The sequence below is a fragment of the Luteibacter sahnii genome (assembly GCF_034063545.1).
Lineage (GTDB): Bacteria > Pseudomonadota > Gammaproteobacteria > Xanthomonadales > Rhodanobacteraceae > Luteibacter > Luteibacter sahnii.
Genome location: NZ_JAQLOK010000006.1, coordinates 54,288 through 79,358, shown reverse-complemented (window position 1 = coordinate 79,358; position 25,071 = coordinate 54,288). Strand labels below are relative to the sequence as shown.

The 25,071-nt window shown below is 68.7% G+C and carries 20 protein-coding genes; 10 read left to right on the top strand and 10 right to left on the bottom strand.

The features are described from left to right. The first annotated feature begins 39 nt into the window (after positions 1-39). The gene (locus tag PI246_RS15190; RefSeq protein ID WP_320552156.1) at positions 40-1,056 is read left to right on the top strand and encodes an AI-2E family transporter; all 1,017 of its coding nucleotides are present in this window, start codon (positions 40-42) and stop codon (positions 1,054-1,056) included. A gap of 142 nt (positions 1,057-1,198) precedes the next feature. On the opposite strand, the gene PI246_RS15185 is transcribed toward PI246_RS15190, so the two are convergent. After that, positions 1,199-3,193: a UvrD-helicase domain-containing protein gene (locus PI246_RS15185; RefSeq protein ID WP_320552155.1), complete on the bottom strand. Its 1,995-nt coding sequence runs from the start codon at positions 3,191-3,193 to the stop codon at positions 1,199-1,201. Between the two features lie 127 nt (positions 3,194-3,320). Here PI246_RS15185 and PI246_RS15180 point away from each other — a divergent pair, with 127 nt between their 5' ends. Both PI246_RS15180 and PI246_RS15175 read left to right on the top strand, forming a co-directional pair. Beyond that, positions 3,321-3,968: a thymidine kinase gene (locus PI246_RS15180; RefSeq protein ID WP_320552154.1), complete on the top strand. Its 648-nt coding sequence runs from the start codon at positions 3,321-3,323 to the stop codon at positions 3,966-3,968. Position 3,969: 1 nt separating this feature from the next. Next, complete coding sequence (locus PI246_RS15175) at positions 3,970-4,743, top strand: hypothetical protein (protein ID WP_320552153.1); 774 nt, start codon at positions 3,970-3,972, stop codon at positions 4,741-4,743. Between the two features lie 3 nt (positions 4,744-4,746). On the opposite strand, the gene mutM is transcribed toward PI246_RS15175, so the two are convergent. Genes mutM through PI246_RS15150 form a run of 5 tightly spaced genes read right to left on the bottom strand, consistent with a single transcriptional unit; the run spans position 4,747 to position 8,926 of the window. Further along, the gene (mutM, locus tag PI246_RS15170; RefSeq protein WP_320552152.1) at positions 4,747-5,559 is read right to left on the bottom strand and encodes a bifunctional DNA-formamidopyrimidine glycosylase/DNA-(apurinic or apyrimidinic site) lyase; all 813 of its coding nucleotides are present in this window, start codon (positions 5,557-5,559) and stop codon (positions 4,747-4,749) included. Positions 5,560-5,618: 59 nt separating this feature from the next. After that, the gene (locus PI246_RS15165) at positions 5,619-6,104 is read right to left on the bottom strand and encodes a hypothetical protein (RefSeq protein ID WP_320552151.1); all 486 of its coding nucleotides are present in this window, start codon (positions 6,102-6,104) and stop codon (positions 5,619-5,621) included. Position 6,105: 1 nt separating this feature from the next. Then, positions 6,106-7,452: a GldG family protein gene (locus tag PI246_RS15160; protein WP_320552150.1), complete on the bottom strand. Its 1,347-nt coding sequence runs from the start codon at positions 7,450-7,452 to the stop codon at positions 6,106-6,108. Next, positions 7,452-8,207: an ABC transporter permease gene (locus PI246_RS15155; RefSeq protein WP_320552149.1), complete on the bottom strand. Its 756-nt coding sequence runs from the start codon at positions 8,205-8,207 to the stop codon at positions 7,452-7,454. The genes PI246_RS15160 and PI246_RS15155 overlap by 1 nt, the downstream gene beginning before the upstream one ends. Beyond that, positions 8,204-8,926: an ABC transporter ATP-binding protein gene (locus tag PI246_RS15150; protein WP_320552148.1), complete on the bottom strand. Its 723-nt coding sequence runs from the start codon at positions 8,924-8,926 to the stop codon at positions 8,204-8,206. The genes PI246_RS15155 and PI246_RS15150 overlap by 4 nt, the downstream gene beginning before the upstream one ends. A 235-nt stretch (positions 8,927-9,161) precedes the next feature. On the opposite strand from PI246_RS15150, the gene PI246_RS15145 reads away from it, so the two are divergent. Beyond that, positions 9,162-10,355 carry a DesA family fatty acid desaturase gene (locus PI246_RS15145; RefSeq protein ID WP_320552147.1) on the top strand — a complete coding sequence of 398 codons (1,194 nt, stop codon included), beginning with the start codon at positions 9,162-9,164 and terminating at the stop codon, positions 10,353-10,355. A 412-nt stretch (positions 10,356-10,767) separates the two neighbouring features. On the opposite strand, the gene rpmG is transcribed toward PI246_RS15145, so the two are convergent. Next, positions 10,768-10,935 carry a 50S ribosomal protein L33 gene (gene rpmG, locus PI246_RS15140; RefSeq protein ID WP_343218473.1) on the bottom strand — a complete coding sequence of 56 codons (168 nt, stop codon included), beginning with the start codon at positions 10,933-10,935 and terminating at the stop codon, positions 10,768-10,770. Positions 10,936-10,944: 9 nt separating this feature from the next. Further along, a complete protein-coding gene (gene rpmB / locus PI246_RS15135) occupies positions 10,945-11,181 on the bottom strand; it encodes a 50S ribosomal protein L28 (RefSeq protein ID WP_089981369.1) in 237 nt (78 codons plus the stop codon). A 304-nt stretch (positions 11,182-11,485) separates the two neighbouring features. Between rpmB and secB the strand changes: the two genes are divergently transcribed. From secB to PI246_RS15120, 3 genes are all read left to right on the top strand, one after another. Then, the gene (gene secB, locus PI246_RS15130) at positions 11,486-11,977 is read left to right on the top strand and encodes a protein-export chaperone SecB (protein ID WP_320552146.1); all 492 of its coding nucleotides are present in this window, start codon (positions 11,486-11,488) and stop codon (positions 11,975-11,977) included. 2 nt (positions 11,978-11,979) lie between these two features. Continuing rightward, positions 11,980-13,014 (top strand): NAD(P)H-dependent glycerol-3-phosphate dehydrogenase, encoded by a 1,035-nt coding sequence (locus PI246_RS15125; RefSeq protein WP_320552145.1) that lies wholly within the window; start codon positions 11,980-11,982, stop codon positions 13,012-13,014. A gap of 115 nt (positions 13,015-13,129) precedes the next feature. Beyond that, positions 13,130-16,138 carry a DEAD/DEAH box helicase gene (locus tag PI246_RS15120; protein ID WP_320552144.1) on the top strand — a complete coding sequence of 1,003 codons (3,009 nt, stop codon included), beginning with the start codon at positions 13,130-13,132 and terminating at the stop codon, positions 16,136-16,138. Positions 16,139-16,284: 146 nt separating this feature from the next. On the opposite strand, the gene glk is transcribed toward PI246_RS15120, so the two are convergent. Next, on the bottom strand, positions 16,285-17,322 hold the full coding sequence (glk, locus tag PI246_RS15115; RefSeq protein ID WP_320552216.1) for a glucokinase: 1,038 nt from the start codon (positions 17,320-17,322) through the stop codon (positions 16,285-16,287). Between the two features lie 198 nt (positions 17,323-17,520). On the opposite strand from glk, the gene PI246_RS15110 reads away from it, so the two are divergent. The 3 genes from PI246_RS15110 to PI246_RS15100 all read left to right on the top strand — a co-directional run bounded on the left by PI246_RS15110 (position 17,521) and on the right by PI246_RS15100 (position 21,546). After that, complete coding sequence (locus PI246_RS15110) at positions 17,521-18,621, top strand: ABC transporter ATP-binding protein (protein ID WP_320552143.1); 1,101 nt, start codon at positions 17,521-17,523, stop codon at positions 18,619-18,621. 81 nt (positions 18,622-18,702) lie between these two features. After that, a complete protein-coding gene (gene hemB / locus PI246_RS15105) occupies positions 18,703-19,692 on the top strand; it encodes a porphobilinogen synthase (RefSeq protein WP_320552142.1) in 990 nt (329 codons plus the stop codon). 48 nt (positions 19,693-19,740) lie between these two features. Further along, positions 19,741-21,546 (top strand): monovalent cation:proton antiporter-2 (CPA2) family protein, encoded by a 1,806-nt coding sequence (locus PI246_RS15100; protein ID WP_320552141.1) that lies wholly within the window; start codon positions 19,741-19,743, stop codon positions 21,544-21,546. A 47-nt stretch (positions 21,547-21,593) separates the two neighbouring features. Here PI246_RS15100 and PI246_RS15095 read toward each other — a convergent pair whose 3' ends face one another. Beyond that, complete coding sequence (locus tag PI246_RS15095) at positions 21,594-25,043, bottom strand: ankyrin repeat domain-containing protein (protein WP_320552140.1); 3,450 nt, start codon at positions 25,041-25,043, stop codon at positions 21,594-21,596. Positions 25,044-25,071 lie beyond the last annotated feature (28 nt).

Below are 25,071 nucleotides of genomic sequence, written 5' to 3'. Positions count from 1 at the left end.
CGCCCTGCTGGAATCGCGCCCCAACGCCAAGGACACCGCATGGGCCTCCAAGACTCCACCGACCGTATCCGTATCGCCAGCTACATCCTGGCGGGCATCGCCCTGCTCGGATTCCTCGAGCTGCACCTGGTGTCCGCGCTCCTGGCCGGGCTGCTGGTGTTCGAGGTGGTGGAGGGATTGATTCCACTCATTCGCCGCCTCGTGCCCGGGGAGCGGGCCCGGCTGATCGCGGTGGTGCTCGTGGCCGTGGTGGTCGTGGGCGCCATCGTGCTGCTTGTGGTGGCTACGCTGGATTTCTACCGCCGCGACATCGGTGACCCGCGCCAGTTGTGGGACGCCAAGCTGGCTCCGCTCGTCGACAAGGCCCGTGAGCAACTGCCGGCGTGGATCACGACGCACCTGCCGGACAGCGTCACGGAGCTGCGCGCCCAGAGCATGGAGCTCGCCCACAAGCACGCCGGGGATCTCCAGCTGGTCGGAACGCACGCGGCGCGGATGTTCGCGCACATCCTCATCGGCCTGGTGCTTGGTGCCATCGTGGCCATCTCGCACGGCTCCGGCGGACGCCCGGCCCGGCCGCTGGCGTTCGAACTCACCACCCGCACCACGCGCCTGGCCGATGCGTTCCACAACATCATCTTCGCCCAGCTGAAGATCTCGGCGATCAACACCGCGCTGGCGGCGATCTTCCTGCTGGTGGCGCTGCCGCTGTTCGGCGTGCAGGTGCCGCTGGCGAAGACCCTGGTGATCGTCACCTTCATCGTCGGCCTGCTGCCCGTGGTGGGCAACCTCATTTCCAACACGCTCATCACCGTTGCCGGCCTGTCCGTCTCCCTGTGGGTGGGCGTGGCCGCGCTGGGCTTCCTGGTGGTGGTGCACAAGCTGGAATACTTCCTCAACGCGCGCATCGTGGGCGGGCAGATCCGCGCGCGCACCTGGGAGCTGCTGGTCGCGATGCTGGTATTCGAGGCAGCGTTCGGGCTGGCGGGACTCGTCGCGGGGCCGATCTACTACGCGTACCTGAAGAGCGAACTGGAGGCAGAGGGGTTGGTCTGAAACCGGGGCAAAGACAGGGGCGCGCACGACGACGCAAGGCGGGGAACCAGGTCGTGACGCATGCCTTGAGTGTTTCGATGGTCACCGGCCCCCTCAAGCGATTGTCACGGCGCCCCCGCTTCCCGTCCCTCTACCCCACCTCTCATCTTCCACCCGCCAGCATCGCCCTGATCCGCTCCATATGCGTCTGCGCGGTCTCCTTTTTTACCTCGGCGTCGGCTTCCGGGTCCTTGCCGTCCCAGTGGAGGTCGTCCTGGGGCAGCTCGTCGAGGAAGCGGCTGGGGTCGTTGGAGAGGATTTCCCCGTAGCGGCGTGACTTCGCGGCGAAGGAGAGCGTGAGGGCTTCCTTGGCGCGGGTGATGCCCACGTACATGAGGCGGCGTTCTTCGTCGAGACGGCCCTCGTCGAGCGCGCCTTCGTGGGGCAACGTCCCGTCTTCGCAGCCGACGATGAACACGAAGCGGAATTCCAGGCCCTTCGCCGAGTGAAGGGTCATCATGCGCAGCGCGTTGCCCGGATCGTCGCGATCGGCGTGGCTGAGCAGGGCCAGCTGCTGGGCGATGTCGCCCGTGCGGCCACCGTCGCGGCCCATGGCGCGGAACCAGTCCATCAGCTCGCGCAGGTTGCCGAGGCGGCGTTCGCGCAGGTCGGGGTCTGGCGTGGTCGCGGCGATATGCGCGCCGTAGCCGGTCTTTTCCACCACCGTGGCGACGAGGTCGGCGGCGCTTTCGTGCACGGCGTGACTGCGCAGTTCGTCCATCAGGCGCGCGAAGCTCGCCAGCGAGGAGGCCGGTCGCGGCGACAACGACTTGAGCACGGTATCGCTGCGCGCCGCGTCCAGCAGCGACGCGTTGCGCGTCTGCGCGATCTGGCCGAGTTTTTCCAGCGACGTGGCACCGATCTCGCGCTTGGGCACGTTCACCACGCGCAGGAACGCCGCGTCGTCGGTGGGGTTGGTGAGCAGGCGCAGGTAGCTGAGGATGTCCTTCACCTCGGCGCGATCCAGAAACGACAGCGCGCCGCTCAGGTGATAAGGCACGCGGGCGAGCCGTAGCGCCTTCTCGAGCGGACGCGCCTGGAAGTTGCCGCGGTACAGGATGCAGAAGTCGTCCCAGCGGCAGCCTTTGTCCTTGTATTTCTCGTGCAGGCTCGCCGCGATGGCGGCGATGCGTTCGGCCTCGTGGTCGCTGTCCTTGCACTCCAGTACGCGAATGGGCGGGCCTTCGATGTGGTCGCTCCACAGTCGCTTGTCGTGCACGTGGGGGTTGTTGGCGATCAGTTGATTGGCCGCGCGCAGGATGCGCTTCGCGCAGCGGTAATTCTGTTCGAGCTTGATGACCTTCAGTTGCGGGAAGTCGCGGCCGAGCTGGTCGATGTTCTCGGGGTTGGCGCCGCGCCAGGCATAGATGCTCTGGTCGTCGTCGCCCACGCAGGTAAAGCGGGCCTTGGTGCCGGCGATGGCCTTGAGCAGGCGGTACTGCGCGTCGTTGGTGTCCTGGTATTCGTCGACCAGCAGGTAGCGCAGGCGCTCCTGCCAGATGGCACGGGCGTCGGCGTCGGTTTCGAGGATGCGCAGGGGCAGCCGGATGAGGTCGTCGAAATCCACCGCGTTGAACGCGGCCAGTCGCTGCTGGTAGAGGTCGTAGATGGTCGCCGCCTCGATCTCACGCGGGCTGCGCGCGGCGGCCATGGCTTCTTCGGGCGTGAGCCCGGCGTTTTTCGCCTTGCCGACGAGGTTGCGGATGCCCTGGATGACTTCCGGCTTCACGCCCTTGGGCGAGAGCTCTTTGATCATGTTCGCGCTGTCGTCCGCGTCGAGCACGGAGAAGCCGCGGCGCAGCGTCGCCCGCTCGTGCTCGATCTGCAGGAACTTCAGGCCGAGGGCATGGAAGGTGCACACCGTGAGCGCCCTGGCCGCGTCGTCGGAGATGAGCTTGCCCACGCGCTCGCGCATTTCCTTCGCCGCCTTGTTGGTGAAGGTGATGGCGGCGATCTTCTCGGCGGCCAGGTGCCGCCGGGCGATGAGGTGCGAGATTTTCTCGGTGATGACGCGGGTCTTGCCGGAGCCGGCGCCGGCCAGCACGAGGAGGGGGCCGTCGCAATACTCGACGGCCGCGTGTTGTTGGGGATTGAGCATGGTCGGCCGGAAGACGAGGGGCGGACGAGGCACCGGATGGTAGCAGGTGCCAGTCTCGGGGACGGGTGGATCAGGGGGTGCCGGGTTTCCGCTACCATGGCCGGTCGCGAACGTATCCCGAACCCGCATGGCCAAGCTGTATTTCTACTATTCGGCGATGAACGCCGGCAAGACCACCACGCTGCTGCAAAGCGCGCACAACTACCACGAGCGCGGCATGCGCACGCTCATCCTCACTCCCGCGCTCGACGATCGCTATGGCGAAGGCGTCGTGGCCTCGCGCATCGGTCTGCGGGCGCGCGCCATGCGCTTCACGGGCGAGGAAGACCTCTTCGCCACCGTGGATCGCGACATCGGTACCCGTGGCGCCCTTCACTGCGTGCTGGTCGACGAGGCCCAGTTCCTGACCAAGGCCCAGGTCTGGCAGCTGACCGACGTGGTCGACCGGCTGGGCATCCCGGTGCTGGCTTACGGCCTTCGCACCGACTTCCGCGGCGAGCTCTTCGAGGGCAGCCGATACCTCCTGGCCTGGGCGGACAACCTCGACGAGATCAAGACCATCTGCCACTCCGGGCGCAAGGCCACCATGGTGGTGCGCGTCGACGAGCACGGACGGGCGGTCACCCAGGGGCCCCAGGTTGAGATCGGCGGCAACGACCGCTATGTGTCCGTGAGCCGCGCCGAGTTCAAGACCATCACGGCCGGCGAAGGCCGTATCGAGCTGCAGCAGCCCATGCTGCCGCTCGGCGAATCCGACCCCGACGAAGGACATTGACGTGACCGAGACGACGACCGCCGCCGAATGGCCGCGCCCTTACTGGCAGCCCAGCGATGAGCAAGCCGTCCTCCTGTTCTTCGTGTTCGGCGCCTTCGCCGAGGGCGTGACGATTCCCTCGTCGACATACGGCAGCCCCGGCCTGCCCGAGGGCATCGAGATGCAGCGCATGCAGAACGCGGTGCTGGCACGCTGGGAGGGCTATCCGCTCGCCGGCGCCCTGGGCGACCTGCTTCGCGAGGACAGTCCCGAGGCCTTCAAGGCGGCGAAGGCCGCGCCTCACGTCATGGTCATTCGCGGCCGGTTCCCTGATCGCGACAGCCTCGACTACCTGCGCGACACGTTGGGCGTGGTCGCCGCGTTGACCGACGTCGGCGGCAAGGTGGTGGTCGATCCGCAGATCCTCACCCTGTTCGACGCGTCGGCCTGGCGTGAGCATTACCTTGTCCCCGGCGGCGCGCCCCCGCGCCACCATGTGCTGATCCTGTGCAGCCCCGAGGAGGAGGCCAAGGGGCGCTCGTGGATCCGCACGCGTGGCATGCGCAAGTTCGGCCGTCCCGACGTCAGCATCACCCACGTGCCCGACAACGCCATCGACGCAGTCGGCGCCCTGGCGGAAAACCTCGTCGAGCTATCCGCCCTGGGTTCGCGCTTCGAAGACGGCCAGCTGATCGACGTCACGGGCGTGCGCGGTGGGCTGAAGGTGGCCCTGTCCGGCGACGAGAACGATCCGCGCTTCAACAACTCGCATGCGGCGATGCGCTGGCCGGACTGACCGTCAGCGCTGGCAGCGGGGGCAGTAGAACGATGCGCGCTGCCCCAGCGTCACGACCTTGATCGGCGTGCCGCAGACTTTGCACGGTTCGGCGGCACGGCCGTAGGCGAACAGTTCCTGAAAGAAATACCCCGGCGCGCCGTCGGGTGAGAGGAAATCGCGCAACGTCGTGCCGCCCCGCGTGATGGCATAGGCAAGGATGCGCTTCACCTCGGCGGCGAGCGTCGCATAACGTTCGCGGGCCACCTTGCCGGCGGGTCGGCGCGGGTCGATGCCGGCGGCGAACAAGGCCTCGCTGGCGTAGATGTTGCCGACGCCGACGACCACCGAGTTGTCCATCAGGAATGTCTTCACCGCCGCCGTGCGACCGCGCGAGAGCCGCCACAGGAGGTCGCCGTCGAAGGCGTCGGTCAGCGGCTCCGGGCCGATGCCGTCGAGCAGCTCGTGCGTTTCGCCGGGCATCTGCCAGAGCAGGGCGCCGAAGCGACGCGGGTCGGTGAAGCGCAGCACCTTGCCGTCGTCGAGCACGATGTCCACGTGGTCGTGCTTGCCCACCGGTACGTCCGGCGACACCACGCGCAGCATGCCCGACATACCCAGATGGAGCAGCGCCGTGCCCGCCGCCGTGCGCAGCAGCAGGTATTTCGCGCGGCGTTCCACCTGGTCGATCACCTGGCCCGGCAGCAGCGCGTTGATCTCCGGCGGAATCGGCCAGCGCAGATCCGGGCGGCGCAACACCACGCCGACCACGCGGTGGCCTTCCAGGTGCGGGGCGATGCCGCGGCGGGTGGTTTCGACTTCGGGCAGCTCAGGCATGGGCGCAAGATGGGGCGTGGCGCCGCCTTAGGCAAGCGGCGCCGATGCCGCCGGCGCGATCAGGGGCCAGGCGACGTCGCCAGCGCCTGCATCCTCGGCGGGCGTGGCAGGGCCTGCGCGGGCACGATCGCCACGCGGTCGCCGACGCGCACGTAGCGACGCTTGCCCAGTGCGGTCATGTCGCCGAATTCCAGCCGCGTGCCGTCGAGCGTCAGCACGGCGGTCGGGGGCGACAGGCCGATCCGCGTCGGATCGACGTCCGACGACGGCTTCCATGCGTCGACCGGGGTGCGTGCGAGTTGGGCCAGTTCCTCCACGCGGCCCGCATCGACAGGCGTCGCCCCATCGGCGGTCCAGTGGTCGTCGCGGCGTTCGAACCGTTGCGTGGCGAATCCTCGCAGCGACACGTCCAGGTGCGTGATGGCGGCGGGATCGAGCCCGGTGAGCATGTGGTCACGCGCCTCGGTGTCGTCGGCGTGCCATTGCCAGGCGACCGCCACGGCGACAAGGGCGAGCAGGACGATCGCGACGACGCGGGCCGCCATGTCAGCGTCTCCGGCGGCGCCACGCGATGCCGGCGCCGAGCACGATCAGCGCCAGCGGGATCGCGATGAGGAACGCGGCGGTCAGTGCGTTGAGTCCGTCCTGCGACAGCGCGATCACCCGGTCGGGCGCACCGCGGGATGGCAGGTCGACCAGCACGTCGTCGCCCAGCAGCCAATCGAACACGCGCTCGCCGAGCGCGCGGTTGCCGCCATTGCCCAGGTAGGTGTTCGACAGGAAGTCGCCGTCGCCGATCACCACCGCGCGTTGTTCGCTTTTCGCCGGGCTGGGCGACAGGCGGTTGAGCGCGAAACCGAAATCGAGCGGCCCTTTGAGTTCGCCGTTTTCCGGATGGAAGGCGACGGTAGACGGTTGATCGTTGTCGATGCCGCCAAAGGCCGTCCAGCTGCGCTCGCCCGAGCGCAGGAACGGCACCACCGCCCAGTCGTGCGCCGATACCTGGGCCAGCGCCGCGACCTGGGGAAACAGCGTCGTATCGCGAAAACCGCGCGTGATCGCGTGGAAGGGATAAGCGCCCAGCACGACGATCCGCGGGTCCTGCACGTTCAACGTGCTGCCTTGTCCGTCGACGAGCACGCCGGGCAACACCCGGATGCCCAGGGCGTCCGCGAGCGGCGCGGTGCCGAGGTCGTCGTTCGACGGTTCGGTGAGCCAGAGCAGGTTGCCGCCATCGTGCAGGTAGTCGACCAGCGCCTGCACGCTGCGCGCGGGCAGGGCCGCGAGGGGGCTGGCCAGCACGACGAGGTCGGTGTGATCGGGCACGCCCTGGGTCTGGCTGAAGTTGAGCGGCACGGTGCGGATGCCCCGCTTGCCGAGTTGGCTCATGAAGACGCCGAGGTCGGCGTTGGCCCGCCCGTCGGCCTGCCGTTCGCCATCGCCGGTGACGAACGCCACCAGCCGGTCGCCGCCACGGGCCAGCCGCTCCAGCGCATTGGACAGGTTGCGTTCGTTCACCGGGCTCTCGACCCGTTCTTCGCGCCCGCGATAGCGCACGAGCAAGGCGCCGTCGCCGCTGATGCCGAGCTGGCGCGAGGCGGCCGGGTCGAGATCCGGATCGACGAACGACAGCGCGAGGTCGGGCTTGGCGCGCGTGTAGCGTTCGACGATGGCGGCGACCTGCTCGCGCAACGGTCCGGTCGGCGACAGGTAGCCGACCACCGCCACGGGGCCCGGCAGGGCCCGCAGCACGGCGACGCTTTCGGGTGCCAGGCTGGCGCGGGCGCCGTGGGTCCAGTCGGCGGTCCACGTATGGCGCGAACTGAGGAAACCGAGTCCGCCGGTGATGGCCAGCAACACCCCCAGGAAAAGCCAGCGGTCGACACGGCGCATCACGAGCGCTCCCGGTCGGCGGCGAGGCGGCGGGTGGCGAGGATCAGCGCCAGCGAGATGGCGAGGGCGAACCAGGCCAGGTCGCTGGAGACCACGAGGCCGCGAAGGAGGTTCTGCAGGTGCGTGGCCAGCGTCAGCCACTCGAGGAACCCGCCGCTGACGCCCGCTGCCTGGGCGCCGCGATCGACCGTCCATAGCGCGAGCGAGATGATCAGGGCCATCGCCGCGGCGATGGCCGGCACGCTCGTGGCCGCCGAGCAGGCCAGGCCGATGGCGGCGAGGGTCGCGAGCGTGAGCGCGGTGCCCAGCGTGGCCGCGGCTAGCTTGCCCCAGTCGGCCTGGCCCTGCGCGCCGACGGCCAGCGGCATCGCCAGCGTAAGCAGCAACCAGAGCGCGAGCCAGACGAGCACGGCGAGGTATTTGCCCAGCACGATGCGCCACGGCACCATCCCGGCGGACCACAGCAGGGCCAGCGTGCCTGCGCGTCGTTCGGCGGCGAGCGAGGCCATCGTCATGAGGGGCACGACGAGAAACGAGAGCTTGACCAGTTCGGCCAGGAGGGGAATCGCCACCAGATCGGTGAAACCGGGGGCGTCGGCCAGGGCGGCGAGGCGTACCTGCGCGCCGAGGAACTGGCCCAGGCCCAGCGTGAAGGTCCAGGCCAGCCATGCGCCGGTCAAGGCCGCCAGCGTCCAGGCCAGCGGCCGTACGGCGAGGCGGCGCAGCTCCAGGCGAGTCATCGTGCCGAGGCTCATGGGGTGGCTCCCGTCGCGATGCCGAAGAAGGTTTTTTCCAGCGCGGCGTGATCGCCCAGCCGCGCGTCGTGGCGCAGGCATCCCTCATGGAGGATCGCCACCCGGTCGCACACCGCGACCACCTCGGCGAGCACATGCGTGGACAGGATGACGGCACTGCCCGCCGCGGCGCGTTCGCGGACCAGCCGGCGCAACTCGGCCACCTGCACCGGATCGAGCGCGTTGGCGGGTTCGTCGAGGATCAGCAACGGCGGCTCGTGGACCAGCGCGCAGGCAAGGCCAAGGCGCTGGCGCTGGCCTTGCGACAGCACGCCGGCCAGGCGGCGGCGCAGGTCGCCGAGCTGCAACCGGTCGAGCATGGCGTCGGCCAGGCGCCGGGCATCACGCTTCGAGCGGCCGCGTAGACGGGCAAAGGCCATCAGGTGTTCGTCGACGGAGAGTTCCGGCCACAGGGGCGCGGATTCGGGTAGCCAGCCGACGGTGTCCCGGGCCAGGGCCGGTCGTTCGTCGAGCCGCTGGCCGTCCAGGAGGATATGTCCGGAGTCCGGGCGAAGCGCGCCGGCCAGCATCGCCAGCGTCGTGGACTTGCCGGCCCCATTGACGCCAAGCAGGCCGAGCACTTCACCACGGTTCAGGTGCAGGCTGAGCCCGGACACGGCCGCGCGCCCCGCCCGTCGACGGGATACGCCCTGGATGTTCAGGAACGGCGACGCGGTCATGCGCCTACGTCGTCCAACGACGGCCTACCGGCAGGAACTTGCGGCCATCTTGCCGCAGGGCGTTGATCTCTCTGAACGGCGAAGGCGCATGTCATCCCGCGATTGTGCGCAAACCGGCATTGTGACGACAACCGCGACTTTCACAATTAGGCGCCATCCGTGCTGGTGGGTATGGAAACCCCCCGGTAGACTGGTACCTGTACATCCCCTTCACTACCCGCGCGGTACCGACTTCATGTTCGACACCCTGCTCGATTTCCTGGCCAATGGCCTCACCCGCGCAAGCTGGGGCGAGATCCTGGTCTACGTGTTGGTGGTCACCCAGCTCACCATTTTCACGGTGACGCTCTACTACCACCGCAGCGCCACCCACCGTGGCGTCGACTTCCATTGGACCCTCAACGGTTTCTTCCGTTTCTGGGGCTGGCTCACCACCGGCATGGTGGTGAAGGAATGGGTCGCCATCCACCGCAAGCACCACGCCAAAGTTGAGACCGAAGAAGATCCGCATAGCCCGCAGATCTTCGGCATCAAAAAGGTCTTCCTCGACGGCGTGTCGCTTTATCGCGAGGCCAGCCAGAACAAGGCCGACATGGAGAAGTACGGCCGCGGTACGCCCGACGACTGGTTCGAGCGCCATCTGTTCGGCAAGCACCCGTATTGGGGCCCGACGCTGATGCTGTTGATCGACCTGGCCCTGTTCGGCGTCCTCGGCGCGGCCATCTGGGCGCTGCAGATGATCTGGATCCCCTTCTGGGCCGCCGGTTTCGTCAATGGCATCGGCCACTGGTGGGGCTATCGCAACTTCGAGAGCTCCGATACTGCGACGAACATCTCGCCGTGGGGCTTCTGGATCGGTGGCGAAGAGCTGCACAACAACCACCACGCCTTCCCGAGCTCGGCGAAGTTCGCCCTGCGCAAGTGGGAGTTCGACATCGGCTGGGCGGTGATCTGCACCCTGCGCGCCGTCGGGCTGGCCAAGGTGTTGCGCGTGGCTCCTACGCTCAACCTGCGGCCCAACGTGCACCTGCCGGATGCCGAGACCCTCAAGGGCGTGCTGGCGCTGCGCTTCCAGGCCACCACCGACTACTACCGCAACGTCATCCTTCCCACGATGCGCGAGGAAGTCGGTCAGGCCGGCGACAGCATCAAGTCCATCCCGCGTCGCCTGCGTCGCGCCCTGGCCGACGGCGGTCGCTGGCTCGACAACGATGCCCGCGAGCGTATGCAGGCGGCCCTGGCCAATCGTCCGGCGCTCAGCACGGTCTGCGAATTCCGCGCCCGTCTCGTGGCCCTGATGGAAGAGCGCGGCGCCGACAAGGCGCTCAAGGCCCTCCAGCAGTGGATCGTCGAGGCCGAGGAGAGCGGCATCCGCTCGCTCCAGCAGTTCGCCCAGCGCCTGAAGGGCTATTCCGCGGTCGGCGCGTAAGCGAACCTCGGTTGCCCAAAAAAACCGCCGTCGCGAGACGGCGGTTTTTTTTGTTCTTCGCGGAAATCCGGGGACCAAGCATAGAAGAGGTGCTTCACGGATATCCGGGGACCCCCCAGCGATCCACCTTGTGGCGCCAGAGCGCGTTGCACCTGGGCGTTTCGCAGGGAGACCTTGGCGTCCACCCTCGCTGCTCGGGCAGTCCTCCGCGTTCGACAACGAAGGCCGCTGACGCGGCCCATGGGCCTGATCGGCCTGCGGCCGCTCCCTTGTGCGGAACTCGCCTCGAGGGTGGATACCGAAGCCTCTGGCCTCACCGTCCGAGCCGGCGGCGAAGCCTGCATCCATGCGGCATCCCCGGCACTTGCGCGAAGAACAAAAAAAACCCGCCTTGCGGCGGGTTTCTTCAAGATCACTTGATCTTGCCTTCCTTGTATTCCACGTGCTTCCGGACGACGGGGTCATACTTCATGAAGACCATCTTTTCCGGGGTGTTCTTCTTGTTCTTCGTGGTCGTGTAGAAGTGACCGGTGCCCGCGGTGGAAATCAGGCGGTGCTTATCGCGCTTGCTTGCCATGATGTGAGCTCCTTAGATCTTTTCGCCGCGGGAACGGAGGTCGGCCAGCACGGCCTCGATGCCGTTCTTGTCGATCGTGCGCAGGGCGTGGTTGGAAACGCGGAGCTTGACCCAGCGGTTTTCGCTCGCGACCCAGAAGCGGCGCTCGTGCAGGTTCGGCAGCCAGCGGCGGCGGGTCTTGTTGTTCGCGTGCGAGACGTTGTTACCGGTCTGCACACCCTTGTTGGTGACTTGGCATCTACGGGCCATGGGGCCTCCTTATAGATTCGGTTGGACCGCCCTTTGGCCAGGACGGCGACGGCCCAGCGGCGATCCCGGACAGGGGCGCCACGCGATGGCTGGAGAATGGAGCGCTTCCGCCGATGGAGGCCCGCATCGCATGACGGACCTGCCCGACGTATCGGGTCGGCATAGGGAAGCCGCGCATTCTCTCAGATGGACCCCGTCCGCCGCAAGCCGGATGTGCGGCGCCCCGGGATGTATGAAACAATCGGCGCCTTTCGCGCCACGGCGCGCGAAACCCGACCCCAGACGCCTTTTCGAGGAACACGCAATGGCAGAGACCAACGTCAACGGCCAGGCAGGCCAGCCGCAGCTCGTGCTGCAGAAGATCTACGTGAAGGACGCCTCCTTCGAAGCGCCCAACGCCCCGCAGATCTTCCAGGAGATGGGCGAGACCGAAGCCCAGCCCCAGGTGCAGCTCAACCTGGGCCACAAGGCCACCGACCTGGGCAACGACCTCTTCGAGGTCGTGCTCAGCCTGACCCTGACCTGCGCCCTCGGCGAGCGCACGGCGTACCTCGCCGAAGTGCACCAGGCCGGTATCTTCGGCATCGCCGGCTTCAGCGACGAAGACCGCGACGGCATCCTGGGCTCCTACTGCCCGAACCTGCTCTTCCCGTACGGCCGCCAGATGGTCTCGTCGATGGTCCAGGAAGGCGGTTTTCCCCCGTTCCTCCTGCAGCCGATCAACTTCGACGCCCTCTACGCCGAACAGCAGCGCCAGCAGCTCGAAGGCGCCGGGGCCCATCCGCTCAACAGCTGAGCATGACCGCGCCCGCCCGCCCCGCCGTCGCCGTACTCGGCGCCGGCTCCTGGGGTACCGCGCTGGCCGCCCTGCTGGCGCGCAACGAGGTACCCACGCGGTTGTGGGGCCGTGATGCGGACGCGCTCGCGGCCATGGCCGCGGCGCGCCGCAACCTGCGCTACCTGCCCGACCTCGACCTGCCCCCCGAACTGACCTACGACAGCGACCTGGCAAGCGTGCTGCGCGGCGCGGCCATCGTGCTGGTCGTGGTGCCGAGCCACGCCTTCGCGTCCATGCTCGACCAGATGGTGCCCCTGCTCGATCCGGACACCCGGATCTCCTGGGCCACCAAGGGCTTCGAGACAGGCACGGGGCGCTTCCTGCACGAATTGGTCGAAGAGAAGCTGCCCGGCCGGCCGGCGGCCGTGGTCACCGGGCCGTCGTTCGCCCGTGAGGTCACCGCGGGCCTGCCCAGTGCCGTCACGGTGCACGCCACCGACGAGGCGTTCGGCAAGGAGCTCGCGGTGTTGCTGCATGCGCCGAACTTCCGTGCGTACACCGGCAACGACATCCTCGGCGCCGAGCTGGGCGGGGCGATGAAGAACGTGCTGGCCGTCGCCACCGGTGTCGCCGACGGCATGGAGCTGGGCCTCAATGCCCGTGCCGGCCTCATCACGCGCGGCATGAACGAGATGCTGCGCCTGGGCGTCGCGCTGGGCGCCCGTGCGGAAACGCTCATGGGCCTGGCGGGGCTGGGTGACCTCGTGCTGACCTGCACGGGCGACCTCTCGCGCAACCGCCGCCTGGGCCTCGCCCTGGGCCGCGGTACGCCGCTGGACGACGCCGTGCGCCAGATCGGCCAGGTGGTGGAGAGCGTGGTGACCGCCGATGAGGTGGGTCGCCTGGCGGACTTCCACGGGCTCGACCTGCCCATCGCGGCCGCGGTGCGGGCCGTGCTCCACGGCGAAGTGACGCCGGCCGAAGGGCTGCGCACGCTGATGAGCCGGGAGCAGAAGGCCGAATACCCCGTCGATCTGTTCCCCGGGCGGCGTTGACCGGTCTTCGCCGCCCTCGCTGAACCGGGCCGCTCCGGGGTAAAAAGTCCTACCGGCAGGTCATCCCGCCTTTGCTAAGCTTCCTGTTTTGGTCGCGCGGGCGGGATCGACACGGATGCAGCAACCGGACGACAAGCGCAGACACGTGAAGGCCGAGGGGGCGCTGCCCGTGGCATGGCGGCGCGCGCTCGGCGTGGCCGCGGCCGCCGCCGGCACCGAGCGCATGGTGCTCGGCTTCTTCATCGAAGGGGTCAACGACGACCACGAACCGGCCGCCCGGCTCGATGTCGCCCCGGTGCTCCTGACGGCGGGCGCGGACGGTCGGTTCTCGCGGCCCTTGCCGCTGGACAGCCGCCACCTGCATGACACCACGCTGACGGTCACCGAAAAGCGGCTGGCGGCCACGGTGCTGGGGTTGCCGCAGACGCTGCGCAAGAGCCGCAGCTATGCCCGTTTCAGCGGCACGCTTGGCGATCACCTGCTGGCGGACATCCTCGACAGCGCGCCCTGCTTCTTCGGTGGCGTGGCCGGACTGCAACTCATGCGCGGCAAGCCGCAGCCGCTGACCTGGCGCTGGCAGATGGAAAAGGACGGCAGCCAGAAGCTGTTGCCCGCCGTGCCGCCGAGCCAGCGCCTCTTTCGCATCGGTACGCTCTGGTTCCTCGACGCCGAGCACGCCGAGGTCGGTCCCCTGCAGGGCGACCCCGCCGAAAGCGACTGGCTCGACCTGCCGCCCTTGCCGCCGGAAAGCACCACCGCCTTCCGCGACGGCCTGGCGGCCACGTCGATGGCCGGCCGCGTGCCCTTGCCCCAGGTGTTCGGCGACCTGCGCCGGGCCGAGGTCTCGCCACGGCCCGTGCTCACCCTGCATGCGTTGACCCGGCACGCACGGCTGGCCGCCGGCACGCCGCCGCTCGCCTACGGCCGCCTTTCCTTCGATTACGCGGGGGAGCGCCTGCCCAGTCGCGGCGGCGAGCCTCTCGTGCGCCGCGTGCGCCAGGGGACGTTGCTCGAGATCACCCGGCGTCGCGCCGAAGAGCTGGCGACGATGGAAACCCTGGAGACGGTCGGCCTCAACCCGGCGGTCGACACCGAGGGCCTGCCCTGGGACATGGCCGACACCTTGCCCGACGACGCCTGGCTGTTTCCCGGCAAGGGCTACGCGGGCGCGCTCGAAGTCAACACGCCCGCGCGCTGGCTGGCGCTGCGGACGAAGCTCGAGATCGACGGCTTCCTGATCGATTACGCCCCCAGTTTTCCGTTCGAAGTGCTTGAAGGGCCTGTCCATTGGTATGGACAGGCCAAAGAGGACGATACCGACCGGGCCTTCGATCTCGAGATCGGCATCGAGGTGGAGGGGCGGCGGGTCAACCTGCTTCCCGCCGTAGCCCAGGCGCTCGCCGAGCACCAGCTCAGCCTGAGTCCGGCCCCGGGCGAAGCGGAAGACTCCGTCTGGTATGCGCCGGTCGACGAACGCCGACGCGTGCCCGTGCGGCTGAAAGAACTGCGCGACCTGCTCGCCCCCCTCGCCGAATACCTGGAGAAGCCGCGGCAGCAGCTCCATCTTCCCCGCGTGCAGGCCGGTCGGCTGGAAGAACTGGTCCAGGCGTTGCCCAGCGGTGGATCGTTCGAGGCGCCGGAGCGGCTGCGCGGGTTCACCCGCCGTCTGCGCGAGGCGGCCGAACGCGCCAGCGACGCCGTACCGGAGGCGCTCAACGCGACGCTTCGCGGCTACCAGCGCGACGGGCTTCGCTGGATGAACGCGCTGGCCGAGGCCGGCACCGGTGGCGTGCTCGCGGACGACATGGGCCTGGGCAAGACGCTTCAGCTCATCACGCACTTGCTGGCGTTGAAAGAGCGTGGGGCGCTCGAATCCCCCGCGCTCGTGGTGGTGCCGACCAGCCTCGTACCCAACTGGGTGTCCGAGGTGGCGCGCTTCGCGCCGAGCCTCCGGTTGCTGGCGCTGCATGGTCCGCAGCGCGCGGAGACCTTCGCGCGCATCGGCGGCCACGACGTCATCCTCACTACGTATGCCCTGTTGCCCCGCGACGTCGAAACCCTGAAAAAGCAGCCGTTCTCGCTCGTCGTGCTCGACGAAGCGCAGCAGGTGAAGAACCCACGCACGCAGGCGCGCCGCGCGCTGCTCGCGCTCAACGTGCCGCGTTGCCTTTGCCTGACGGGCACGCCGCTGGAGAACCATCTCGGCGAGCTCTGGTCGCAGATCGACCTGGCGGTGCCCGGCCTGCTTGGCGACGAAGGCGCTTTTCGTCGGCATTACCGCGTGCCCATCGAAAAACACCAGGATGCCGCGTGCCAGGAGCGGCTCAACCGCCGCATCGCGCCGTTCATCCTGCGGCGGACGAAATCGCAGGTGGCGTCCGAGTTGCCGGCGAAGACAGAAATTACCCGCCGCGTGGTGATGGAACCGCGTCAGCGCGATCTCTACGAAAGCCTGCGCCTGTCGCTGGCCGAAGAACTGCGCGAGGTGATCGCGCAGCGTGGCATCGCGCACAGTGGCATCGTGGTGCTCGACGCGCTGCTGAAGCTGCGCCAGGTGTGCTGCGATCCGCGCCTGGTGAAGCTGGAGGCCGCGCGCGGCGTGCGCGAGTCGGCGAAGTTCGAACTGCTGATGGACATGCTGCCTGCGCTGCTCGCCGAAGGCCGCCGCGTGCTGTTGTTCAGTCAGTTCACCGAGATGCTGCGCCTGATCGCCGTGGAACTGGACCGCCGTCGCATCACCTACGTCACGCTCACCGGCGAGACGCGCGACCGCGCCGAACCCGTGCAGCGTTTCCAGGACGGTGAGGTACCGTTGTTCCTGCTGTCGCTCAAGGCCGGCGGCGTCGGCCTCAACCTCACCAGCGCCGACACGGTGATCCATTACGACCCGTGGTGGAATCCCGCCGCGGAAGCGCAGGCGAGCGATCGCGCGCATCGCATCGGCCAGGACAAACCCGTGTTCGTCTATCGGCTGATCACGGCGGGCACGGTCGAAGAACGCATCGAAGAGCTCAAGGTGCGCAAGGCGGAACTGGCCGACGCCGTGCTCGAAGGCGGCGGTAGCCGCGAACGGCTGAGCTTCGACGAGAACGATCTCGACGCGTTGCTCGCCCCCTCGGTCTAGGCGGGCGATGGCGTCCCCGGGGATGCCGGTTGACGCCTGATCGCGGATGCGACCGGCTGGTCGGTCCGTGAGTCAGCGGCCGGGTCGCCCGCCGGACGGGAGCCTGCCTATCGCCCGCGGGGCGGGCTCCTGCACGGAGGTGACGGTCAGCGGCCGCGCAGCGGCGTACCGCCGGCTTCCACGATCGCCAGGGCCGCGCCGCCGATGAGGCCCGGTTCGGGGTTCATGATGGCCTGGGTGGGCACCTTTTCCATCGTGTCACGGAAGCGGCCCTTGGCTTCGAAGCGTTCGCGGAAGTGCTTCTGGATCCACGGCAGAAGGATCGGCGTCATGCCGCCGGTGAGGTACACGCCATCCCACGCGCCCAGGGTGAGTACCAGGTCACCGGCGACGCTGCCGAAGATGCCGGCGAAGGTTTCCACCGCGCGGGCGCACATCGGGCAGGTCTTGTCGGTGGCGCGACGGGTGATTTCTTCCGGCGTGATGTCTTCGTCGGCCTTCTGCCCGGAGATCTCGCAGATCGCCGTGTAAAGGTTGGCCAGACCCTGGCCGCTGATGAGGCGCTCGTTGGAGACGCGGCCGTACTTGAGGTTGAGCACCTTGAGGATCTCGATGTCCTCGGGGCTGTGCGCGGCGAAACCGGCATGGCCGCCCTCGGTCTGCAACACGCTCACCTTCTCGCCGCGGATCAGCAGGCCGCCGACGCCCAGGCCAGTGCCGGGACCCACGACCACGAAGGTCTGCTCGTCTTTCGCGCCGATCGTCGGCACCGGCAGCGTGCCGACTTTCTCCAGTTCGCAATGGCCGGCGTCGTCGATGCGCTTGTCCGGGCTCATCAGCATCACCGCCATGGACTGGGCGGCGAAATCGTTCACCAGGTGCACCCACTCAAGGTCGAGTTCCTTGGCGAGCTTGTGCGCGGAGATCGCCCACGGGTTGTTGGTGACCTTCACCGTTTCGCCGTTGTCGATGCGGCCGGCGGCAGCGATGATGGCGCGCTGCGCCTCGTGGCCGGTTTCCTTGAAATACTGCCGGGCCGCGTCGGCGAGGGAGGGGTAGTCCTTGACGTGGTAGCGCCGCACGCTTTCCTGGATAAGCGGTTGATCCTGCTCAGGATGCGCGACGCCGAAGCGCACGTTGGTGCCGCCGAGGTCGGCAAGCAAGGTCGGCGCCGGGGCGCTCACGTTGGCCATGTTGGAAACCTGTCGTGTCACGGGGATAGCCCGGAAGGGTGCCTTGGGCCGGGGCTGGCGTCCAGTGACGATTTCCTTCGGGCATCCTTCACGGCTACCCTGCAGCCACTTTGACGTAAACGTTTACGTCGGCAGAATACCGGATTGTCCGGTGCGATGCGGGTTCCGGACCTTACGGGAGAGCGGTACATGGCAGCGGTGCGTCTGGAAAAGGTACGCAAGGTCTACCCGAACGGGCACGTCGCCCTGAAGGAGGCGAGCTTCGAGATCGCCGACGGCGAGCTGCTGGTGCTGGTGGGGCCGTCGGGCTGCGGCAAGACCACGCTGCTGCGGATGATCGCCGGGCTGGAATCGATCACCGGGGGCACGATGACCATCGGCGACCGCGTGGTGAACGACGTGGCGCCGAAAGATCGCGACATCGCCATGGTGTTCCAGAACTACGCGCTCTACCCGCACATGACGGTGCGCGAGAACCTTGGCTTCGGCCTGCGCCTGCGCGGCGTGGCCAAAGACGAGATCGCGCGTCGCGTGGCCGATGCCGCCGCGATGCTCGGGCTGGAAGAGCGCCTCGACCATCGCCCGGCCGCGCTCTCCGGCGGGCAGCGCCAGCGCGTGGCGCTGGGGCGCGCCATGGTCCGTGATCCGGCCGTGTTCCTGCTTGACGAGCCGCTGTCCAACCTCGACGCCAAGCTGCGCCTTTCCACGCGAGTGGAGATCGCCCGCATCCATCGCCGCGTCGGCGCCACCATGGTCTACGTCACCCACGACCAGATCGAGGCGATGACGCTGGGGCAGCGCATCGTGGTGCTCAACGGCGGCGAGATCCAGCAGCTCGACACGCCGATGAAGCTCTACGAGAAGCCGGCCAACCTGTTCGTGGCCGGCTTCCTCGGCAGCCCGGCGATGAATCTCTTCCACGGCACCCTGCGCCGCGAGGATGGCCTGCGCCTGGTGATGAAAGACGGCGCCATCGATCTGGGCACCGATTCGGCGGCGCTCGCCGCGTACGTCGACAGCCCGATCATCGTCGGCCTGCGCCCCGAAGACCTGCTCACCGTGGCCGACCATGCAGGTCTCGACGAACGCCTGCGTGCGCACGTCGAGGTGGTGGAGCCGGTGGGCAACGAAATCTTCCTCAACATGCGCTACGCGGGCGACGAACTGGTGTCGCGCGTGCCGCCGCAGTCGGCGGTGGCGGCCGGCAGCGACGTCGGCCTCGGGTTCCGGCCGGGGCGCCTGCATTTCTTCGATCCGGCGACCACGGCGCGCATTCCCGTCGAGGGCTGAGCGGCCTGCGACGCTTTGACATGCCGCAGCGAGGATGCGGGGCGTAAAATGGGCGGATCGCCACCGAACAGGCCGCCTCCCATGAGCTTTCCCGCCGTTCGCATGCGCCGCATGCGCCGCGACGCCTTTTCCCGCGCGCTGATGCGCGAAAACGTCCTTACCGTGTCCGACCTCATCATGGTCGCCTTCGTCGTCGAGGGGCAGGGCGTGCGCGAACCGGTGCCGTCCATGCCCGGCGTCGAGCGACTGTCCATCGACGAGCTACTCAAGCTCGGCGCCGCGTGTGTCGAGCTGGGCATCCCGGCGCTGGCGCTGTTCCCGTCCGTCGGCGCCTCGGCCAAGAGCGAGGATGCCCGCGAGGCGTGGAATCCGGACGCGCTCTTTCAGCGCGCCACGCGTGAGTTGAAGACACGTTTCCCCGGGCTCGGTCTCATCGGCGACGTCGCCCTCGATCCGTACACGACGCACGGCCAGGACGGCCTGATCGATGCCGACGGCTACGTGATGAACGAGCCCACGATCGAGGCGCTGATCAAGATGTCGCTGGCGCAGGCGGAGGCGGGCATGGATTTCGTGGCGCCGTCGGACATGATGGATGGCCGCATCGGCGCGATCCGCGAAGCCCTCGAAGCGGCCGGCCACATCCACACGCGCATCCTCGCCTATTCGGCCAAGTACGCGTCCAGCTTCTATGGCCCCTTCCGCGATGCCGTGGGCTCGGCGGCGAACCTGGGCAAGGGCAACAAGCACACCTACCAAATGGACGTCGGCAACAGCGACGAGGCGCTGCGCGAAGTCGAGCTCGATCTGGCCGAGGGCGCCGACGTGGTCATGGTCAAGCCGGGCCTGCCCTATCTGGACATCGTGCGTCGCGTGAAAGACACCTTCGGCGCGCCCACCTTCGTCTACCAGGTGAGCGGGGAGTACGCGATGATCAAGGCCGCCGCGCAGAACGGCTGGCTCGACGAAAAGGCCGTGGTGATGGAGTCGCTGCTGGCGATGAAGCGCGCGGGCGCGGATGCGATCCTCACCTATTTCGCGCTCGACGTAGCACGTTGGCTCAAGGCCTGACGGCCCTGGGCGTGACATAATCCAGGGCGATCTGCGGAGAGTCGCTGGATGGACGGACATCACTTTCTCGAAACGGCGGTCGTCTTTCTCCTGGCGACGGTCATCGCCGTCCCCCTGACGAAACGTTTCCGGCTCGGCGCCGTGCTGGGTTACCTGCTCGCCGGGGTCGTCATCGGCCCCTCGGTGCTTGGGCTGGTCAGCGACACCCAGGGCGTCGCGACGATCTCCGATTTCGGCGTGGTGCTGATGCTCTTCGTCATCGGCCTGGAACTCTCGCCCTCGCGGCTATGGGTGATGCGCCGCGCGGTCTTCGGCAGCGGCTCGCTCCAGGTGCTGGCCTGTGCGACGGCGTTGGGCGCGATCGGTTATTTCCTCTTCGGCCTCACCTGGAAAGCCGCAGTCATCGTGGGCGGCAGCCTCGCGCTCTCGTCGACGGCCTTCGGCTTGCAGATCCTCGCCGAGCGCAAGGAAGCCGGCACGGTGTACGGCCGCCAGGCGTTCGCGATCCTCCTCTTCCAGGACCTCGCCGCGATCCCGTTGATCGCCGCGGTGCCACTGCTCGGCGGCGCGCTCGCGCGCGACACCCACGCGCCCGATCCGATGATGGTGATCCGCGTGGTCGGCACGATCCTCGGCGTGATCGTCGGCGGACGACTGCTGCTGCGCCACGTGTTCCGTTTCGTCGCGCGCGCCAAGAGCACCGAGGTCTTCACCGCCACCGCCCTGCTCGTGGTGATGGGCACCGCGTGGCTGATGGAACTGGCGGGTATTTCGACCACGCTGGGCGCGTTTCTCGCCGGGCTGCTCCTGGCCGACTCCGAATACCGTCACGAACTCGAATCGAACATCGAGCCGTTCAAGGGCCTGCTGCTGGGCCTGTTCTTCGTCAGCGTGGGCATGTCGGTGGATCTCGCCCTGCTCGTCGCCCAGCCGTTGCTCGTGCTGGGCATGGTGGCCTTGCTCCTGGCGGTAAAAGCTGTGCTCATCTGGCCGCTTGGTCGGCTCGTGGGCGCGCTCGGCGGCGGCGATGCCGTGCGCCTGGCCGCCGTGTTGGCCAGTGGCGGCGAGTTTGCTTTCGTGATCCTCAACCTCGCCCAGCAAAATCGCCTCATCGACGATAGCCAGCGCGGGCTGATGGTGATGGCGATTTCGCTCTCGATGGCGCTCACCCCCTTGCTCGTGCTGGCCGCATCGCGACTCGTCCGCGAGCGCGTGCGCAAGCCAGAGCGCGAATTCGACCAGATCGAGGCTGACGCACCGCGCGTCATCATCGCCGGCTTCGGCCGCATGGGGCAGATCGTGGCGCGCATCCTGCGTGCCCAGGACATCCCGTTCGTGGCGCTGGAAAGCTCGGTCGAGCAGGTGGACACCTCGCGCCGCTTCGGCGGCACGTCACTGTTCTTCGGTGATCCCGGCCGGCCGGAAATGCTACGCGCGGCGCAGGCGGACAAGGCCGAGGTGTTCGTCATCGCCACGGACGATCCGGAAGCGAATATCCGCACTGCGCGGCTCGTGCGCCGGCAGTATCCGCACCTGAAGATCGTCGCCCGGGCCCGCAACCGCCAGCACGTGTTCCGCCTTATGGACATCGGTGTGGAAGACCCCGTGCGCGAGACTTTCTTTTCCAGTCTGGAGATGACCCGGCACGTGCTCGAATCGCTGGGCATGGCGCCGGAAGTGGCGACCAGCCGCATCGAGCGGTTCCGGGCCCACGACACCCAGGTGTTGCGTCAGCAGTATCTCGTCTACGACGACGAAGCGGCGCTGGTGCAGACGTCCAACGAAGCGCTGCACGACCTGCAGCAGTTGTTCGAAGCCGACCTCGCCGAAGAGCGCGAACGCGGCGGTCGATGATCCCGTCGGCGGCGGCATGACCGCCGCCCCGACCGGTCCAGCGGGTATCAGTCGGGCTGCGCGGGCTGCCGCAGCGTCTGCCGCACGCTCGGGATCGTACCGCTGCGCACGCCCAGCTCATGCGCGATATCGACGTACCCGAGATGGCGTGCCACGTCGCCTGCCGTGCGCCCGAAGGCGTCGGCAGCGTGGCGGTTCGCACCGCGATTCAGCAGCACGCGCGCGGGTGCGAGCAGGGCATGCATCGCGCTCGCGTGCAGCGCGCTCACGCCGCGTTGGTCGGCGTGTTCCATCGACGCACCGGCGTCGAGCAGTACCGGCACGAGCGCGCCCAGGTGCGTCGCGTCGGCCGTGCTCCCGGGGCGCATGTGCGAGCCGAGCAAAAGCAAGAGCGGCGTGGCACCGTCCTTGTCGGCCTTGTTGACGTCGGCACCGCGAGCGATCAGCACGTCGAACAGGCGGCGCGCGCGCAGGCTGTCGCTGCTGCCGAAGCTGTACTGCGCCGCCGCGTGGAGCGCGGTGTGGCCATGGGCGTCCTCGGCCTTCGCGTCGGCGTTCGCGGCGAGCAGGCGCTCGGCGATATCCGGGTATCCCATCGCGGCCGCCACCATCAGCGCGGTGGTGCCGCCGGGTAGTCGCTGGTCGACATCGACACCGCGCGAGAGCAGCAGCTCGACGACGCCGTCACGACGCGTGTTGACGGCCGCGGCCAGCGGCGTGATGCCAGACGCCGCCGGGGCGGCCGGATCGGCGCCTGCCTCAAGGAGTCGCGCGGCAACGTCGCGATGTCCCGCGCCGGCCGCGCGAATCAGGGCCGAGGCGCCCTTTTCGTCACGGGTATCCACGAGGAATCCGAGTTCGAGCAGCCGCTCCACCGCGTGCAGGTCGCCCGCGGCCGCGGCGGCCGGGAGGTCGTCGGCGCGCAGTGGGCGGCGCGGCGGCTGCCATGCCGGCCAACTCAACCAGCGCTCGACGTCGCCACGCCCGATACCAAGGCCGTAGGGCGTCTCGCCGTTGACGTCCGCCGCTTCGGGATCGGCGCCGTGCGCCACCAGCGGGCGGACGAGCGGAAGCGTATCGCCGCCATGATCCAGTGCCGCGTGCAACGGGGTGCGGCCGCCGAAGTCGCGCACGTTGGGATTGACGCCACGGGCGAGCAGGGCGGCCAGCACACGCGGCAGGCCGCTCGCCGCCGCCATGTGCATCGGGGTCCGCCCACGCGCATCGGCACCGAACGGATCGGCCCCCCCCTCAAGCATGGTGAGCGCCAGCGCGTCGTCGGCACCGTCCAGACGGCACAGGGCCTGGCCGAGCAGGCCCGCGCCCGCCGGCGAGGCGCCAGCGCGCAGCAACTGGAGCAGGGCGTCGGCGGACTGGGGCAGCTGTTGCAGCAAGGCGTCGAACAGGCGGCGGCCAGACGGTTCGTCACCCTCCGGCGAAGCGAGCCGCGCCTCGGCGGACAGGCCGTGATCGAGCAGCCAGGCCCGCGCCGCGTCCAGCCCTGTGCCGGCCAGATCGACGTAAAGCGTGGCCAGTTCGTGCGAAGGCCATTCGCGCACCTTGGTGGCGAAGGTGGAGGCGACCGCCCAATGGCCGAAGCGAAGCGCGTCATGCAGGTGGTGGGGCGAATCGGCGCCCGCTTCGGGTAGCACCGACTCGCTCAGGGAACTGGGCAGGGGGGTATCCGGGTCGAGCAGCGCGACGAAATCCCAGCGCCCCGCCGCGGCGGCGTGATCGAGCGCGCTGCGTCCGTCGGCGCCGGGGTCTTTCGGCCGGGCGCCGAGCGCGAGCAGCGCGCGTACGGTCGCCGCCTTGGCGCGTGGTGACTGGCAGGCGAGGGTCAGGGCGTCACGGCCGTGCGTATCGCGCGGGGTGGCGTCGGCGGAGGCATCGGCCAGGCATTGCACGATACCGTGGGCTCCCGCCCGCGCGGCTTCCATGAGGGCGGTGGTGCCGTGCCGATCGGCGAGGTTCGGGTTGGCGTTGGCCTGGAGAAGGGCACGGACGATCTGCTCGTGCCCTTCGCCTGCGGCGGCGATCAGGGCGGTGCGGCCGCTGGGGCCGGTCGCGTTGACCGAGCCCTTGTGCCGCATCAGCACCTTGACCCCTTCGGCGTCGTCATCGGCGATGCCCGCCGCGGCGACGATGGCCGGTTCCGCGCCGACGGGCGCCGGTTTGGCACCGTGTTCGAGCAGGAAGCGAACCAGTGTCCAGTTGGCCGCGCGCGCGGCGACGGCCAGCGGCGTATCGCCCGCGGCATTGACGGCATCGACCGGCGCGCCGGCATCGACCAGCATCGCCGCGACCGTCGGTTCGGCGCTCAGCACGGCGCCATGCAGCGCCGTGTTGCCTTCGGCATCGGCGCGCGTGGCGTCGGCACCGTTGGTAAGCAGGGTCAGCACCGCTTCGGGGCGTCCGTGCCAGCTGTCGCGCGAGGCGGCGAGCAGCGCAGTGACGCCATTGTGCGCTCGGTCGACCGTCGCGCCCTTGGCGATCAGGGCGCGCAACAGACGGGTGTCCGGCGACAGCGCGGCGAGGGTGAGTACCGGTCGTTGGTCGCGGTCGCCCGGCTCGGCGGCGGTATCCGGGGCGGCCCCGGCTTCCACAAGCGCGACGGCACGGGCGACGTCACCTTTGCGAATGGCCGTGAGCAACTCGCGTTCGCGCACGCCGGGCAGGCTTTCTTCCTGGCTCAGCACCGGGATCGGTGCGGGAGGCGGCGCGGGCTCGTCCATCGCGAGCGTCGGTTCCCGGCGGGATTCCGCCTCGCGCCGGGGTTCGGCCCGGGCGGTGCGCAGGTGACCCCGGCGGTCGCACAGCAGCGCGCGCAGCGTACGGTTGGCGATGACCATGCAGCCCAGCGGCAGCAGCACCACCGCATAGATGCCCAGGGCGGCGATGCGCATCTCCGGCGGGAGTACCCCGTAGAGGCCGGACAGGGCCACGGCGCAGAACGCGAGTACCAGCAGGCTGAAGGCCGATGGCAGGAAATGGCTGAAGAAGCGATCTTCCGCCGACAGATGGCGGCCGAAGCTGACCGAACGAGCCACGGCGGTGAAGATCCATGAGCCGTTACCGCTGTCTTCGGGGTAGGCGTCGTCCCAGAGGAAGAGCAGGCCGAATGCGGGCCAGGTGCGCCACAGGGCGGCCAGCGCCACCACGAGCGTCGCGGCGAGCAGCAGGGCGGCGCCAAGGCTCGGCGCCTGGGTCAGCTTCAGTAGCGGCCACGCCACAAGCACGAACACCACGAAGGTGTAGCCGGTGAAGATCACCACGTTGGCGGCGCCCCGGCGTAACACCGTGCGCAGGTAGCTGGGCTCCGGATCGAAACCGATCGCGTGGCATACCGCGCCCATGGCCAGGGCGTTGGCGAGCAGCAGGGGGATCAGGGTCAGCGGGGAGGCGGTCAGCCCGGCGCACGCGACGGCGGCGAGGGCGGGAAGGAACCAGGGCAGCGCCTTGATCAGCGGCGGTCGACGACGTTTGGGATTGGCCATGCGCGGGAGTATACGAAGCGAAAACGCG

Excerpts from the sequence above, each read along its gene's own strand:
- PI246_RS15190 (WP_320552156.1), top strand. The coding sequence starts at position 40 with ATGGGCCTCCAAGACTCCACCGACCGTATCCGTATCGCCAGCTACATC.
- PI246_RS15185 (WP_320552155.1), bottom strand. The coding sequence starts at position 3,193 with ATGCTCAATCCCCAACAACACGCGGCCGTCGAGTATTGCGACGGCCCC.
- PI246_RS15180 (WP_320552154.1), top strand. The coding sequence starts at position 3,321 with ATGGCCAAGCTGTATTTCTACTATTCGGCGATGAACGCCGGCAAGACC.
- mutM (WP_320552152.1), bottom strand. The coding sequence starts at position 5,559 with ATGCCTGAGCTGCCCGAAGTCGAAACCACCCGCCGCGGCATCGCCCCG.
- PI246_RS15165 (WP_320552151.1), bottom strand. The coding sequence starts at position 6,104 with ATGGCGGCCCGCGTCGTCGCGATCGTCCTGCTCGCCCTTGTCGCCGTG.
- PI246_RS15160 (WP_320552150.1), bottom strand. The coding sequence starts at position 7,452 with ATGCGCCGTGTCGACCGCTGGCTTTTCCTGGGGGTGTTGCTGGCCATC.
- PI246_RS15155 (WP_320552149.1), bottom strand. The coding sequence starts at position 8,207 with ATGAGCCTCGGCACGATGACTCGCCTGGAGCTGCGCCGCCTCGCCGTA.
- PI246_RS15150 (WP_320552148.1), bottom strand. The coding sequence starts at position 8,926 with ATGACCGCGTCGCCGTTCCTGAACATCCAGGGCGTATCCCGTCGACGG.
- PI246_RS15145 (WP_320552147.1), top strand. The coding sequence starts at position 9,162 with ATGTTCGACACCCTGCTCGATTTCCTGGCCAATGGCCTCACCCGCGCA.
- rpmB (WP_089981369.1), bottom strand. The coding sequence starts at position 11,181 with ATGGCCCGTAGATGCCAAGTCACCAACAAGGGTGTGCAGACCGGTAAC.
- secB (WP_320552146.1), top strand. The coding sequence starts at position 11,486 with ATGGCAGAGACCAACGTCAACGGCCAGGCAGGCCAGCCGCAGCTCGTG.
- PI246_RS15125 (WP_320552145.1), top strand. The coding sequence starts at position 11,980 with ATGACCGCGCCCGCCCGCCCCGCCGTCGCCGTACTCGGCGCCGGCTCC.
- PI246_RS15120 (WP_320552144.1), top strand. The coding sequence starts at position 13,130 with ATGCAGCAACCGGACGACAAGCGCAGACACGTGAAGGCCGAGGGGGCG.
- PI246_RS15110 (WP_320552143.1), top strand. The coding sequence starts at position 17,521 with ATGGCAGCGGTGCGTCTGGAAAAGGTACGCAAGGTCTACCCGAACGGG.
- hemB (WP_320552142.1), top strand. The coding sequence starts at position 18,703 with ATGAGCTTTCCCGCCGTTCGCATGCGCCGCATGCGCCGCGACGCCTTT.
- PI246_RS15100 (WP_320552141.1), top strand. The coding sequence starts at position 19,741 with ATGGACGGACATCACTTTCTCGAAACGGCGGTCGTCTTTCTCCTGGCG.
- PI246_RS15095 (WP_320552140.1), bottom strand. The coding sequence starts at position 25,043 with ATGGCCAATCCCAAACGTCGTCGACCGCCGCTGATCAAGGCGCTGCCC.